The sequence below is a fragment of the Dictyobacter vulcani genome (genome assembly GCF_008974265.1).
Lineage (GTDB): Bacteria > Chloroflexota > Ktedonobacteria > Ktedonobacterales > Ktedonobacteraceae > Dictyobacter > Dictyobacter vulcani.
In genome coordinates this window covers 68454-83758 of the sequence record NZ_BKZW01000001.1, presented here as the reverse complement: position 1 = coordinate 83758, position 15305 = coordinate 68454, and the positions used below count along the sequence as shown (strand labels likewise).

Sequence of the window (15305 nt, the reverse complement as noted above, 5' to 3'; positions counted from 1 at the left end):
GGATGCTCACCAAGCGCATTATACCGTGCCTGGATGTCATGAACGGCCGCGTTGTCAAAGGGGTTAGCTTTGTCAATCTGCGAGACGCAGGGGATCCGGTAGAATTGGCGAAACTGTATAATCAAGAAGGAGCCGATGAAGTAACGTTTCTTGACATCACGGCTTCCTATGAAAACCGAGCAACCATGTTGGATGTCGTTCGTCGAACTGCCGAGCAGGTCTTTATTCCCGTAACCGTAGGTGGAGGGATTCGTTCTGTTGAAGATATCCGAGCCACGCTGGGGGCAGGAGCCGACAAAACGTCCTTAAATACCGCCGCTGTGCAGAATCCCGAGCTGATCACCGCTGGTTCTGAACAATTTGGAGCTCAATGTATCGTCCTGGCTGTGGATTCCCGCGCAAACTCGAGTATGCCCAGTGGATATGAAGTCTATGTCCATGGTGGGCGCACCTCGACCGGACTTGATGTATTGGAATGGGTGCAGCGAGGGGTTGAATTAGGGGCAGGAGAAATCCTGTTGACGAGCATGGATAGGGATGGGACCAAACAAGGGTATGATCTTATCTTGAATGCGAAAGTTTCGGCTGCCGTCTCCGTACCGGTCATTGCCTCTGGAGGAGTTGGCACGCTAGAGCATATGTATGAAGGATTGACCCAGGGAAAGGCCGACGCTGTCCTGGCGGCTTCTATTTTTCACTTTGGCGAATTTCGGATCCGTGATGCCAAGGACTACTTACAAGCAAAAGGGTAGTAGTACGACCATGTTGAACTTTGATAGCCAGGGACTGATACCGGCAGTGATTGTGGATGATGAAACGGGCGTTGTATTGCTGGTAGCCTTTATGAACCAGGAAGCCTATCAACTGACCCGTGAAAGCGGCCAAACACATTTTTTCAGCCGTTCACGCAACAAAATCTGGCATAAAGGTGAGCAATCGGGTAATGTACAGGTGGTGCGAGATATCTTTATCAATTGCGAAGAAAACAGCCTGTTGATCCGTGTCGAGCAGCATGGCGATGCCGCCTGTCATGAAGGCTACCAGAGCTGTTATTATCGCCGTCTGTTACCGGATGATAGTTATGAGATTGTGGCCGAGCGCATCTTTGATCCCGAAGAAGTGTATAGAACTGAGCAGAGTGAAGAAACAATGACAACTGACGATCGTGGCATCGAGACCCCCCAACAGCTAGAGCAAGATTTGCGTCAACTTTATACTGTCTACATTTCTCTACGCGACCAGGATCACACCGCGACATCTAATACCTCGCGCTTGCTGCACGAAAAGAATCGTGATTTTCTGGTTGGTCGCCTGAAAGACGAACTGGACGAACTGGCTGGTGTGCAAAAAGGTGAGCATGTGCATACTGGTTTAGAGGAAGACACCACGCTTGAAGGTAGTCAGGTAAACTACTGGCTCTTTTTGCTTGCAGCCAGCAAGCATATTGCCTATGAAGACTTTAATCCGCACACGGCGATGCTACAGGGTTTTACGGCTCACTATACTGAAGAGCAGGTCAACGAATTGCGCAAAGCGAGTATCGAGCAATGTTCAAGTGATGATCCTGCTCACCTGATCCGTGGCTTGATTGCCGGTTTTTCCCTTGTCGGTTGGGCCTGTATCTCAGCGGAAATTAGCCCTCTGGCCCCGATTCAATATGATCTAGAACAGATGAAGCATAAGGGATTGATTAAATCATAAACAGGCACCAATTGTAGTATGAAGAGTACTGTCGTTACCACCCGTATGTTGGATGCAAAGATATCTTGTGGGATAGTACTCTTTTTTTTTTGCCTTGAAAGGTAGTGAAAGATGGTGTGTTGTATCTTATATAAAGATATGCCATCTTTCACACTTATCTAAAATCTTAGCCATTCGCGGAATATTGAATATTATTGATGAGTTTGCATGCCTAAAATAGAAGGATCGAAAATAATGACAATTCAGGCGGTAATTTTTGATCTGGGTGGAACCCTCATTGATTGGCCCGATTGGGATACTGGCGCAGTTGAGCGTTGGGGGCAGTCATATGATTATGTTTGCACTACTATTCCCACGCGGCAATGGCCAGAGCGCTCGCGTTATATTGAAGCCATGCGCGGTGCTGAACTGGCTCACTGGCAACGTGTAAATACGCAGCATAGTAGTGCAACGCCGCAAGAAGTCGTGCAGGAAGGTTTTCAGGCGCTAGATTTTGTGGTGAATGCGCAGGAATTACTGGTAGCCCTGGATGGCTATGCACGAGCGGTTAGCGGTTGGGCCATCATCTTTCCTGATTCTGTCTCGACTCTTCTCAGTTTGAAGAAACAGGGTTATCGTCTCGGTTTACTTTCCAATACATGGTGGGCCGCGGACTGGCATAACGCAGACCTGGCTACCCATGGTCTGGATAGTTTGCTGGATGAAGTCGTTTACACCTCAGAACTACCATATTCCAAGCCGCATCCAGAAGTATTTCAGACTGTGTGTCAGCGTCTCCAGGTTGATCCTGCGCAGTGTGTCATGGTGGGTGATCGCCTTATTGACGATATTTCAGGTGCTTTAGGCGTTGGAATGCGTGGCATCTGGAGAAAAAACTCCAATCCCTGGTCCAGATCAAGCGATATCCAGCCGACTGCGACTATTACTCAACTGGCTGAATTGCTACCATTGCTGGAACTATGGAATCATTCGGTCTCAAAATAGAGAGGGTTATACGTATGAGTTAATGGAGAGAGGGAAGCAAAATCAGTTTCCCTCTCTCTCCATTTGTTAGTCAATGGTGGGCAAGTATGCGGGCTTTTGGCGAGCTTTCGTAGCCTGCTCAAAAGCATAAGCTAACTTGATCAGCGTCGGTTCGCTATAAGCGCGTCCCATAAAGGTCAAGCCTACCGGGAGCCCCTGGACGTGTCCTGCAGGAACACTAATAGCGGGATAACCAGCCATAGCCGCTGGTTGCGTACTGCTACCCGTATAATGATCTCCGTTGACCCCATCGATCAGCCAGGCAGGACTGCATGTAGGCATGACAAGAGCATCTAGTTGATATTGATCCATTACCGCATCAATACCTTCTGCTCGCGCGAGGCGCTGACTCTCAGCCAGAGCCTTGAGGTAGTCTGGATCATTGGCTCCCGACGTGGCTTCAGCCTCAATGAATAGTTCCTGTCCAAACAGCCTTAATTCCTGATCAGCATGTGCCTTGTTGAAAGCAATGACCTCAGCCAGAGTATGAACTGGTGATGAGAGCAACTCAGCTAAATAAGCATTAAGATCTATTTTTAGCTCAGAGACAAGCACCGTATTTTCAGCCGAGGAAGTTTCCATTTGTTTGGCTGTGGGGATATCAGCGGGATCAATCAGGATTGCACCGGCCTCTGTGAGCTGTTTAAGCGCCGCCTCAATAAGTTGATCTGTTTTAGGGCTATAGCCAAAATAGACCTTACGAGCGACGCCAATACGAGCACCCCGCAGGGATGTGGAATCCAGGAATTGCGTATAGTCAGTGTAGGCTTTGCCCTCACTTTCTATAGTGGCTATGTCACGGGTATCTACGCCAGTAATTGCTCCCAGTACAATCGCCGCATCTGTTACTGTTCGTGCGAATGGACCAACTGAATCCTGGCTATGAGAGATAGGAATGACGCCCGCACGACTGGTTAATCCTACTGTCGGTTTGATACCAACCACGTCGCAAATAGAGGCAGGACAGAGGATTGAACCATCGGTCTCAGAACCAAGAGAGACCGCAACCAGGTTGGCGGCCACGGCTACAGCTGAGCCTGAACTTGAGCCACATGCCGTGCGGTCCAGGACATAAGGGTTGCGTGTCTGACCACCACGACCACTCCAACCGCTGATCGATGAGCGTCCTCGCAAGTTTGCCCATTCACTCAGGTTGGCTTTACCCAGAATCAGGGCACCTGCAGCACGAAGTTTCTGGGCTACGAAAGCATCGCGTGCTGGACGTGAGCCCACCAGCGCAAGCGATCCCGCGGTTGTCTGCATGTTGTCTGCTGTCGCAATATTATCCTTAATGAGCACTGGAATACCATGTAAAGGACCTCGAGGCCCCTGCGAGCTACGTTCAAGATCAAGAGTATCAGCAAGTGTAAGAGCATCAGGATTTATTTCAATGACTGATTTGAGCATTGGGCCACTCTGGTCGAGTGTCTGGATGCGTTCGATATACCATTCTGTTAACTGGCGGGAGGTAATTCGTCCCTGGATCATAGATTCCTGGAGCTCTTTAATCGTTGCTTCTTCCAAATTCATGTATGTACCTTTGCCATTATAGATAGTTATACGTTCCCGCTATATAGTGGATAGAACCTATAACAGGAACAACAAGAACATGTAATAAATTATTACATGTTGAATAAAGTGCTGAATCTTTGTTTAGCATAGATGTAGCGATGAATGGAATGAGGGTACAAGTATGCCGCTAGCTTATAAAAAATAAGAAAAATTGGCCAGACATTCAATCGCTGCAATTTTATTATTATAACAAAAAGGGAGCCCTATCATATTCTTGATAGGACTCCCTTGTTTTTAACACCACGTGTAGTTAGAGTTGGCTACCATCTCTCACGTTTTTGCCGAGCACAATTTCGATTGTATAACCCTCCAGTTTTTTGGGGGATTCAGGTGAGATCCGCTCGCGATAGACCTCCTCGAAAGAAGGAAAGTCACGCTGACTGATGGAGAGCAGTAAGTTCAAGGCCAGTGTCTCAGCCATGATTTCCTGTTGATATGGTTGCAAGACTTGAGCCAGATTGATATCCGTATAGAGCGCCAGCCCGATATGATCCTCGATATTAAAGCCGGCCTTCTTACGCATATCCTGGATAAAGTGGATCAGATCCCTGACCATACCCTCTTCACGTAATTCAGGTGTGATGGTCGTTTCCAGCGCAGCGATATAGCCGCGCTCTTCAGCCGTAACGAAGCCCGGTCGTGCCGTTGCGAGGATTTGTACCTCATCCTGAGAAAGACTGACCTCTTTATCGGCCACCGTAAAAGATAGCGTCCCTGTTGTATGTAACTGAGTCGCTGCTTCCTGAGCCTCATGGGCTGAAAGGCCTTTGAGATGGGCCAGGATTTTCTGTACCAACGGACCATACTTGGGTCCCAGGACTTTGACCTGGGGTCGCACAGTATAAGCCAGCATATCACTATCAGCGCTCATCAGCTCCAATTGTTTGATATTGAGCTCTTCAAGAACTTGATCGCTTAGCCGTCTGAGCGCCTCTTCCTCGGTACCGGTAGGTACGTGGACATATAAGGCATTCAATGGCTGACGAACACGAATCTGCGCTTTCTCACGGGCAGCACGACCCAGACCAACGATACGCATTACCAGATGGGTCTCGCGTGTCAGTTGTTCATCAATGAACTCAGCACGAACCGTAGGCCAGTCGCAGAGATGGACGCTCATCGGAGCCTGTTCATCAATGCTGCGTACCAGATTCTGGTAGAGCTCCTCTGAAAGGAAAGGCAGGAATGGAGCCAGCAGTGTGATCATAGTGGTCAGGCATTCATAGAGTGTGAGATAAGCCCCGATTTTATCTTCGTCCAACTGTGATTTCCAGATCCGCTCACGGCTGCGGCGTAGATACCAGTTGGATAAATCTTCCAGGAAGCTCTGTATCGCTTCAGCTGGTTTGGTTGTATCATACTGCTCAAGGCCAGTGGTCACATCCTGGATCGTCTGCTGCAATTCTGAGATGATCCAGCGATCCAACTCACTGCGACGAGCGACAGGCAATTGATGTCTGGTTGGATCGAACTGATCAATGTTGGCATAGGTCACAAAGAACCAGTACACATTCCAGATCTTATCAAGTGTGCGGCGGGTGAGCATCCACTTCTCACTCAGACGGACCGGCATGCCAGTCTCAGCCGACTTCTGCATATCCTTATCACTTGGGATCGCCGGGAAGTTTAGATTCTGTTCTGGCACATGATTCGCATAGAGCCAGCGCATCGTATCTGAACCAACACGTTCCGCAGCATCATCGAAGACGACCATATTGCCAGTTGACTTATGCATTGGTGAGCCATCTTCAGCCATCAGCGTGGCATAGCCAAACAGCGTCTTAAAGGGCGCAGTCTTCTCCAGGACCGTGCTCATTACCAGCATTGAATAGAACCAGTTTCTAAACTGGCCCGGGAACGACTCTGTGACAAAATCAGCCGAGAACCATTCCTGCCAATGCTCATGGTTCGTGCGATAATGCAGCGTTGAAAAAGGCACGATACCAGCATCCAACCAGGGATTGCCAACATCTTTGATACGTGATACTTCGCTACCGCACTGCTGGCATTTGATTTTGATCTCATCGACATATGGACGGTGGGGAGTATGGCCATCAAAGGTTTCCCAACCTGCCACTGCGCGTTCCTGTAACTCCTCACGGTTGCCGATAACCTCGAAGTTCCCACATTGCTGACAATCAAAGATCGGCAAGGCCAATCCCCAGTAGCGCTTCTTGGAGATCATCCAATCATCCATATTGCGCAACCAGTCCATCTCACGGTCGAAGCCGAAAGCCGGGATCCACTGGATCTGGCGGACCACGTCCATGATCTCGTAGCGCAGCGTCTCCATTGAGATAAACCACTCATCTACCAGGCGGAAGATCAACTCAGTTTTACAGCGCCAGCAGGTAGGGTAGCGGTGTTTGTAATTCTGAGGGCGATACAGCAAACCCTTCTGGGTCAGGTTCTCGGCCACCAGTTTACCAACCTCAGAGGTATGTTTGCCGGTCAGCCAGTCAAAGCCCTCTTTGTAGATGCCAAACTCATCAACCGGAGCCACCACATCCAGGCCTAACTCCTTCGAAAGTCCAAAGTCCTCGCGACCACAGCCAGGAGCGATATGCACGATGCCGGTACCCTCGCTGGCATTGGCTTCTTTCCAGGGAACCACCGAGTGTTTGACATCTTTTTCTGCTGGCAACTCATCAAAAGGACCGTTATACTTCCAGCCAACCATGTCGGCACCCTTAAGGGTTTCAACGACCTTATAGTCGCCCTTATCATGGCCTTTCAGCGCCTTCAGTACTGAGAGCAGTTGTTCAGCCAGATAATAATACTCGCCATCCTGTTCAACCTTCGCATAGGTCAGTTCAGGATTAACCGCTGCGGCCACATTAGCAGCCAGCGTCCATGGCGTGGTTGTCCAGGCCAGTAGATACTCATCTGGGCGATCCACCAGCGGGAAACGGACATAGAGGCTCAGGTGGGTCAGCTCTTTATAGCCCTCACCCTCGATCTCCATATTTGAAAGGCCAGTCGCACAGCGTGGACACCAGGGCATGACATCGCGTCCCTTATAGAGTAGGCCGCGCTCCTGACACTTCTTCAGGAAAGACCAGATGGTGTAGTTATTCTCATCTGAGAGCGTGTAATAGTCATTACCCCAATCCATCCAATAGCCAAGCCGGATTGACTGTTCGGTTTGACGTTTCGCAAAAGTAAAGACGCGCTCTTTACATTTTTCCACAAAAGCTGCGATACCATACTTCTCGATATCACCTTTTGTTTCCAGCTTCAGATCTTTTTCAACATTGACCTCAACCCACAGGCCCTGGCAATCGAAGCCATTCTGATAGCGTTGCCGATAGCCCTGCATAGTTTTAAAGCGCTGATAAAGATCCTTATAGGTGCGGCCCCAGGCATGATGGACGCCCATAGGATTATTCGCAGTGATAGGACCATCTAGAAACGAGAATTTTTTCTCGCTATGTTCATTGCGACGTAAGTATTGCTGGCGAACATTCTGTTCATCCCACCAATTCTGGATTGATCCTTCTAACTTCGGATAGTCAACGCGATCAGCCGCGACAACCGGCTTGAATACACTCGATGTTACTGACACGGTGTCCTCCTCTGCGTCCAAGGCCACAAACGAAAGCGCCTCGCAGATGTAATCTAAAAATTATGACAATAAATGCAATCAAAAGATAATGAGTATTTATGATAAAGAATCGAGCATGATTTCGAGTCGTTTGTTAATCTTGCCCTTATTCTCAGTTTTCGTAATGCGAATGCCTCCCACTTCGCGAGTATGATTGACATGCGTCCCACCATCAGCCTGTAGATCCAGGCCCACAATTTCAACGATGCGTATCTCCTCTATTTCGGGTGGCAGTAAATTAATTTTTGTGCGAACCAGATCTGGAAGCATCAACGCCTTCTGGCGTGGTAAGGAGTAGACGCGAAGAGGATAATCCGCCTCAACCGCCTGATTGATCTTGTCTTCGATATAGTGGATGCGCTCCTTATCCAGATTCTCCATGGCAAAATCCATGCGTGCGCGATCCGGATACATTTGTCCTCCCGTCACCTGCACCCCAAACTCCTTCCAGATCACGCCACAGAGAATATGTAACGCGGTATGAGTGCGCATCATTTGATAGCGAAAATCCCAGTCAATGGTTCCGACCACTTCCGTACCAATCGGTGGTGGTGGATAATCCAGGGTGTGCCAGATAATGTCATTGCGTTTATGCATTGCCAGTACACTAGCAGGGTAGTCCTGTCCTTCCCAGGTGATCATGCCGCGATCAGCCATCTGACCGCCACCGCCTGGATAGAACACGGTGGCATCCAGGGCTATATCATCGCCCTCTACTGCAACGACAGTCGCAGTACACTCGTAGGTAAAGCTATTTGTATGATAAAGGAGCTTCGTTTTCATGTTTTTGTTCCTTTTCATCAACAAAAAAACCCCTCGCCCAACAAAGGGACGAGAGGAACTCCCGTGGTACCACCCTGATTAGCCTGGCATGACATGTTCCATGCGCTGGCTCACTCTATACACTGTATTCCGTCCAGTTTCTCAACGACAATGGTTCGGCCCCTCTTGTAAAAGTGCTGAAACGCCACAGAGAACGGCGGACTACATGCCTCCATGATAACGGGAAGGAACCGACTGCGCCTACTGTAATATTCACCTTGTTTGGTGACATTCTTCGGCTCGTAGCTCTGGAGTGATATTCGGCCTGCGGCTTGTACCCGGTTTCACCCGACCCGGGCTCTCTACAACAAGATTAGCGACCTACTGGCTCCATCATTGCTTTTAAACGATAGATTAAAGGGATATGATGGTTATAATTTTCGTGCCCCGCACGCAGTTTTTGTATGTAACCTGACTCCAGTATTCACTGCTTTTATCCTTTATAGAAACTAAAGTCTATTCTCATTCGTCATAGCTTCTAAGGTGATAGTACTGTGAATAATTTGGAGTATAGTAAAGCTATGATACCATAGTAAGTGGTAGAATACAATAGCTGGATCAGAGACACGAGCAACGAGGCTCATTCCTCACTTTCGTGTTCCGTAAGTTATACAAACTAACCTAAGGAATATACATGCAAAACCTAGAGAGATTTTATGGTCCAAATGCGGGCTACGTTCTAGAACTTTATGAACGTTATCAAAAAGACCCGGCGTCTGTTGATGCCGCGACGCGTGCTACTTTTGACTCCTGGAATCCAGAGGAGGTAGAAGCAGCGCTAAAGCAGCAGAACGCTGGTACCAGGTCTGCAGTCACCACAGCACCTGTGGCTCATGAAGATGCCCCGGCCTATTCGCGTGGTCAGGTCATCAAGATTGTGGCTGCTTCGACGTACGCCCATGCTATTCGCGAGAAGGGACATCTGGGAGCCCATCTGGATCCATTGGGAAGTGAACCAATGGGTGATCCCGCGCTCTTACCAGAGACATATGGTTTATCAAACCAGGATTTAGAGCAACTATCGCCACGTGTCGTAGGTGGACATGCAGCGGAAGGGGCAGAGAACGCCAGAGAAGCGATTGAGGCTCTCAAAAAAATGTACTCCGGCACTATTAGCTATGAGTTTGATCAGGTGAAGAGTCCGGATGAACGGCGTTGGCTACGAGATGCTGTAGGTTTGCACCTCTATCATCATGATCCTAAAGCTCCGGAAGCATATAAATTATTAAAGAGACTGACCCAGGTAGAAGCCTTTGAACGCTATCTCCATCAAAGCTATACCGGTCAGAAACGTTTCTCCATTGAAGGCATCGATATGCTGGTGCCAATGTTAGATGAAATTATCTCAGGGGCAGTCGATTCAGAGACGAAAGAGGCTGTGATTGGTATGGCACACCGGGGACGTCTTAACGTCCTGGCGCATGTCTTAGGCAAACCTTACGGGGCCATTTTTACGGAATTCTCGCATGCCAAACACGAAGAAGGCGTGCCGCTCACCGATAGTTTTGGCTTTGGCTGGACCGGTGACGTCAAATATCACCTGGGAGCCGAGCACCTCTTTGGTGAAGGAGCGGCAGTTAACCTCAATGTTATTCTATCCCCAAATCCCAGTCACCTTGAATTCGTCAATCCTGTTATTGGTGGTATGTCACGAGCTTCACAAGAAATTCGTACCGTTGCCGGAGCGCCGCTACAAGATGTTGATAAAACGCTTCCTATCCTCATTCATGGTGATGCAGCCTTTCCAGGTGAGGGTGTGGTAGCGGAAACCATGAATTTATGGCATCTCCGTGGATACTGGGTTGGTGGAACTATTCATATTATTGCCAATAATCAATTAGGTTTTACAACAGATCCTGAAGATAGCCGCTCGACACCTTTCGCAAGTGATCTGGCTAAGGGTTTTAGTATACCAATTATTCATGTTAATGCAGATGATCCTTTTGCTTGTTTAACTGCAGTACATATAGCTCATTCATATCGAGATCAATTCCACAAAGATGTTGTGATCGACCTGGTTGGATATCGGCGCTGGGGTCATAATGAAGGCGACGAACCAGCCTTTACGCAGCCACGTATGTACGAGAGTATTCGTAGTCATCCAACGGTGCGCGAACTGTATGCCCGGTTATTAGAGCAGCGGAAGATGATTGAACCAGGTGAAGCTGAAAAACTTGTCAATGACGCTTTTGCCGAGCTGGAAAAGGCCAAACGCGAAGCTGATAACGGGGATTATATCCTGCCAGAACAGAAAAAGCCGCTACGCAAACGTGTGCGCCCAACCCTTGAGAAAGCTGCCAATCTTTCTACTGAGCAATTAAAGGCTTACAACGAAGAATTATTAAGCTGGCCAAAGAGTTTTGCCCTCAACCCCAAGTTAGCACGTATCCTCCAACGTCGTGGCACCACATTAGGGCCCGAGGGTGGCATCGACTGGGGGCAGGCAGAAGCTCTGGCCTTTGCATCGATTCTAGCGGATGGGATTGCTATTCGTCTGACCGGTCAGGATGTTGAGAGAGGCACTTTCAGCCATCGCAACGCTGTCCTGCACAGCGAGGATAGTGACGAAACCTATATTCCTTTGCAGCATTTAATGGATTCCCAGGCATCATTTTCCATTTATAATAGTCCATTAAGTGAAGTCGGAGCATTGGGTTTCGAGTATGGCTATAGCGTTCATGCTCCCAACACACTGGTAGTATGGGAAGCTCAGTTTGGTGATTTTTCCAACGTTGCCCAGGTCATCATCGATCAATTTATTGCCTCGGGCCGCGCTAAATGGAAACAGGACTCATCCGTGGTTATGCTTTTACCACATGGTTATGAAGGGCAGGGCCCAGAGCACTCCAGTGCGCGTCTAGAGCGTTATCTGCAACTGGCAGCCCAGGACAACTGGCGTGTGGCCAACTGTTCAACTGCAGCTCAATATTATCATCTCTTGCGTATGCAAGCACAGAATCTCAAAGCCTATCCGCGACCGCTGGTGATCATGACGCCAAAAGCCCTGCTACGCAAGGCAGAATCAGCATCCAGCCTTGATGATCTTGTCCAGGGTACCTTCCAGCCAGTGATCGATGATCAGCAGGCCCTTCAACATCCAAACAGCATTCGTCGTGTCATTCTTTGTACTGGCAAAATATCTATAGACTTGCTTGCGCGCGCCAGGCATGAGCATAATGATGATATCGCCATTGTGCGGGTAGAAATGCTCTATCCTTTCCCTGGCGAAGAAATAAAACAAGTCCTGGTGAATTATCCACAAGCACGTGAGATAATCTGGGTACAAGAGGAGCCGAAAAACATGGGCGCATGGAGTTATATGTCCCCACGTTTAGCGGAAATCGTCGACCAGTCTATGACGGTAGACGTCATCTCGCGTCCCGAACGATCAAGTCCAGCGGCGGGCTTCTGGGATCTCTATATAGCAGAGCAAGAAAAAATCATCACTGAAGCCTCCAGTTTGTCGCTGAAACAGCCCGGAGGAAACTATGTCCGTTGAAGTACGTGTCCCCGTATTGGGAGAATCTATTGTTGATGCAACCATCGCATCCTGGTTAAAAAAAGAGGGTGACACCGTCAAGCGTGGTGACACCCTTGCGGAACTTGAGACCGATAAAATTAATGTTGAAGTGAATGCTGATCAAGACGGCATTCTCCAGAAGGTGTTGAAGCAGGTTGGGGATGTAGTGGCTGTAGATGAAGTTATCTGCACCATTGGAGAAGGAGCCGCTGCTGCAACCAACGGGTCAGCTTCTCCAGCCGTTGAAAATGAGGCACCGCCATCTAACGCGCGTGCTACAAGTTCAACGAGCACGAGTAATGGAAATGGATCCACTCCTGTATTTTCGGAATCTCAGCGTCCGCCTTCGCCTCTGGCCCGGCGTATAGCCGCAGAACATCATGTAGATATCTCGCAAGTACGTGCAAGCAGCTCACATGGCCGTGTTACTAAAGAGGATGTGATTACCTATCTGGAGCAAAGCGAGCAGCCAGCTGCTTCAGGAGCGACGAGTGCTGCGGTGGCGCCACAAAAACAGCCTGCACCAGCGGCTCAACCAGCTATCCAGGCTCCTGCTGAAAGCGACAGTCGGGTTGAGCGTGTTCGTATGTCGCGGCGTCGACAAACCATCGCTCAGCGTCTGGTTGAAGCGCAACATACAGCTGCCATGTTAACCACCTTCAATGAAATTGACATGAGCGCTATTCTAGATGTTCGTAGTCGGCGCAAAGATGCGTTTAAAGAAAAACACAATGTCTCGCTTGGTTTTATGTCCTTCTTTACGAAAGCCGCGGTTGGAGCACTTAAAGCATTCCCGCGTTTGAATGCCGAAATTCAAGGGAACGACATTTTGCTCAAGCATTACTACGACATCAGTATCGCAGTCTCGACCGATGAGGGACTTGTGGTACCAGTTGTAAGAGATGCTGATCGCAAAGGTTTTGCGCAGATTGAGCGTGATATTGCTGAGCTTGCCAAAAAAGCGCGGGCCAACGCGCTAACGCTGACAGACCTGCAAGGAGGCACATTTACCATCACAAATGGTGGTATTTTTGGTTCCCTGCTCTCAACGCCTATCTTAAATGCTCCACAGGTAGGTATTCTGGGCATGCACAAAATTGAGCAGCGTCCCATCGCCCTCAACGGTCAGGTCGTTATTCGTCCAATGATGTATGTTGCGCTTTCTTACGACCATCGCATCGTAGATGGTAGTGAAGCCGTGCGCTTTCTCGCGACCATCAAAGAGCTGGTCGAAGATCCAGAATCCCTCCTCCTCGAAGGATAAGCTTAGCTTTTATTTCTCTCGACATGTCACGTTTATACCTGTATAATCAGGGTGATAGAGAAGAAATATAATATACAGTTGATCTGGCTTGCAGACTGAACCGAAAAAATCTTTCTGCAAGCCATCAGGGCTTATCTTTCATTTTTCAAGATATAAGGCAGACCAGTGATAGCTACTAGCTGAGCAACTATGCCTGGGACAAAGACTCCATAGACCACCTCATCTGGCAAGCGATGTGAAAAATATGGCATAGGTCATGGAAGATATATTGCTTAAAGTGGATACGCTGGTTTAATCGTATAGAGCGCAAGGCAGGAATAGAGGGAGTCGTCAGGGTTATGCAACCAGGAAATAACTATCCTCAACAAGCAGGAAACAGCGGCGATATGGGTTCGCTGATCGGAAAATCTCTGGGTCAGTTCCGTATTGTCGAACGCATTGGTGCTGGTGGTATGGCCACAGTCTTCAAAGCATATCAGCCGAACCTTGATCGTCATGTGGCTATCAAAGTCTTGCCTTCCTATCATGCGCGTGATCCTATTTTTGTCAAACGCTTTGTCCAGGAAGCTCGTTCGGTCGCGAAACTCGCGCACCCCAACATTGTGCAAATCCATGATTTTGGTGAGCAGGATACAATAACATATATTGTCATGGAATATGTTGATGGCGGAACCCTTAAAGATCGCCTGAAACAAGCCCTGGCAGTTCCCGAAGCGGTTGATTTCATTATTCAGGGGGCGGAAGGATTAGATTGCGCCCATCGCAATAACATTGTGCACCGGGATGTGAAGCCAGCTAATATGTTACTGCGTCGTGATGGACATCTCTTACTTTCAGATTTTGGTATTGCTAAAATCCTTGAAGAATCAACCAGCTTAACTCGTGTTGGGACAGGGATTGGCACACCTCAGTATATGTCACCGGAACAAGGGATGGGACAGAAAGTAGATCGCCGGAGCGATATCTACTCACTTGGCATTGTATTATTCCACTGTCTGACCGGGCGTGTTCCATTTATCGCAGACAGTCCACTCACAATTACCGTCAAGCACATGAATGAGCCATTGCCAGTTGAGCTTCTGGTAGCAGAGGGCGTTCCCAATCCCATTATTCAAGTCGTCCAAAAAATGACGGCCAAGCAAGCGAATGATCGTTATCAGTCAGCCGATCTGTTAATTGAGGCACTGACTGGTGCCCTGGTCGCCTCTAATTTATCGATGCCGCGTATGTATCGCGTGCCACCAATTGCCCAGGTAGGAAACAGTGGATCTAACATGGGATCTAACCCGGGTATAAGTTCCACACCCAGTGGCTCACTTGCTGGAGGAAAGCCAGCGCCTTCACAGATGGTTACCTGTTTCCGATGTGGTACCATTAATCCAGATTCGCGACTTTTTTGTACCACCTGTGGAGATGAACTTGCCAATGGTCGTGCCAATAAAGATACGTACCGGGTCAACGGACGCCCGGTCTTAGCGCGCTTAACCATGCAGACTGGAACGGCAGGCCTACAAGGACGATCCTATCGCTTCCATCAGGATGTGACCACCATTGGACGCACCAATGGCAATGATATGATTATACCTGGCCGATCGGTCTCGCGACGCCATGCGCGTCTATGGTTTAGTGATGGGCACTGGTATCTTGATGATGTAGGAAGTTCCAACGGGACACTTGTCAATAATGTACGGATTTTTCAAGCTGTCATGCTCAACGATGGCGATACCATCAACTTTGGAGACGAGATAGTCGTATTCAATATAACGTATGGTCCTTAGCGATCCTGATACGGAAGAAAG

The 15305-nt window shown here is 48.7% G+C and carries 9 protein-coding genes and 1 other annotated feature; of the genes, 6 read left to right on the top strand and 3 right to left on the bottom strand.

Annotation, left to right across the window (positions count from 1 at the left end; translation table 11 throughout):
* The first annotated feature begins 2 nt into the window (after positions 1-2).
* From hisF to KDW_RS00340, 3 genes are all read left to right on the top strand, one after another.
* Positions 3-752, top strand: a complete 750-nt coding sequence (hisF, locus tag KDW_RS00350) for an imidazole glycerol phosphate synthase subunit HisF (RefSeq protein WP_151754128.1) — start codon at positions 3-5, stop codon at positions 750-752.
* A gap of 10 nt (positions 753-762) precedes the next feature.
* A complete protein-coding gene (hisI, locus tag KDW_RS00345) occupies positions 763-1701 on the top strand; it encodes a phosphoribosyl-AMP cyclohydrolase (RefSeq protein WP_233097564.1) in 939 nt (312 codons plus the stop codon).
* A gap of 234 nt (positions 1702-1935) precedes the next feature.
* Positions 1936-2685 carry an HAD family hydrolase gene (locus KDW_RS00340; RefSeq protein WP_162004834.1) on the top strand — a complete coding sequence of 250 codons (750 nt, stop codon included), beginning with the start codon at positions 1936-1938 and terminating at the stop codon, positions 2683-2685.
* A gap of 66 nt (positions 2686-2751) precedes the next feature.
* Here KDW_RS00340 and KDW_RS00335 read toward each other — a convergent pair whose 3' ends face one another.
* The 3 genes from KDW_RS00335 to KDW_RS00325 all read right to left on the bottom strand — a co-directional run bounded on the left by KDW_RS00335 (position 2752) and on the right by KDW_RS00325 (position 8683).
* Complete coding sequence (locus KDW_RS00335) at positions 2752-4254, bottom strand: amidase (protein WP_151754125.1); 1503 nt, start codon at positions 4252-4254, stop codon at positions 2752-2754.
* Between the two features lie 292 nt (positions 4255-4546).
* The gene (gene ileS, locus KDW_RS00330; RefSeq protein ID WP_151754124.1) at positions 4547-7861 is read right to left on the bottom strand and encodes an isoleucine--tRNA ligase; all 3315 of its coding nucleotides are present in this window, start codon (positions 7859-7861) and stop codon (positions 4547-4549) included.
* 96 nt (positions 7862-7957) lie between these two features.
* Positions 7958-8683, bottom strand: coding sequence for an alanyl-tRNA editing protein (locus tag KDW_RS00325; RefSeq protein WP_151754123.1), 726 nt, complete (start codon positions 8681-8683; stop codon positions 7958-7960).
* Between the two features lie 41 nt (positions 8684-8724).
* Positions 8725-9068, bottom strand: a binding site (T-box leader).
* A 288-nt stretch (positions 9069-9356) separates the two neighbouring features.
* Here KDW_RS00325 and KDW_RS00320 point away from each other — a divergent pair.
* From KDW_RS00320 to KDW_RS00310, 3 genes are all read left to right on the top strand, one after another.
* Positions 9357-12221: a 2-oxoglutarate dehydrogenase E1 component gene (locus KDW_RS00320; protein ID WP_151754122.1), complete on the top strand. Its 2865-nt coding sequence runs from the start codon at positions 9357-9359 to the stop codon at positions 12219-12221.
* Complete coding sequence (gene odhB, locus KDW_RS00315; protein ID WP_151754121.1) at positions 12211-13506, top strand: 2-oxoglutarate dehydrogenase complex dihydrolipoyllysine-residue succinyltransferase; 1296 nt, start codon at positions 12211-12213, stop codon at positions 13504-13506. Before KDW_RS00320 ends, odhB begins: the two co-directional genes overlap by 11 nt.
* Before the next feature lie 338 nt (positions 13507-13844).
* Positions 13845-15284, top strand: coding sequence for an FHA domain-containing serine/threonine-protein kinase (locus tag KDW_RS00310; RefSeq protein ID WP_151754120.1), 1440 nt, complete (start codon positions 13845-13847; stop codon positions 15282-15284).
* The last annotated feature ends 21 nt before the right edge of the window (positions 15285-15305 follow it).

What these genes read in the sequence shown, in the direction of transcription:
- KDW_RS00335 (WP_151754125.1), bottom strand. Translation starts at nt 4,254, where the DNA reads ATGAATTTGGAAGAAGCAACGATTAAAGAGCTCCAGGAATCTATGATC.
- KDW_RS00340 (WP_162004834.1), top strand. Translation starts at nt 1,936, where the DNA reads ATGACAATTCAGGCGGTAATTTTTGATCTGGGTGGAACCCTCATTGAT.
- hisF (WP_151754128.1), top strand. Translation starts at nt 3, where the DNA reads ATGCTCACCAAGCGCATTATACCGTGCCTGGATGTCATGAACGGCCGC.
- odhB (WP_151754121.1), top strand. Translation starts at nt 12,211, where the DNA reads ATGTCCGTTGAAGTACGTGTCCCCGTATTGGGAGAATCTATTGTTGAT.
- KDW_RS00310 (WP_151754120.1), top strand. Translation starts at nt 13,845, where the DNA reads ATGCAACCAGGAAATAACTATCCTCAACAAGCAGGAAACAGCGGCGAT.
- KDW_RS00320 (WP_151754122.1), top strand. Translation starts at nt 9,357, where the DNA reads ATGCAAAACCTAGAGAGATTTTATGGTCCAAATGCGGGCTACGTTCTA.
- KDW_RS00325 (WP_151754123.1), bottom strand. Translation starts at nt 8,683, where the DNA reads ATGAAAACGAAGCTCCTTTATCATACAAATAGCTTTACCTACGAGTGT.
- hisI (WP_233097564.1), top strand. Translation starts at nt 763, where the DNA reads ATGTTGAACTTTGATAGCCAGGGACTGATACCGGCAGTGATTGTGGAT.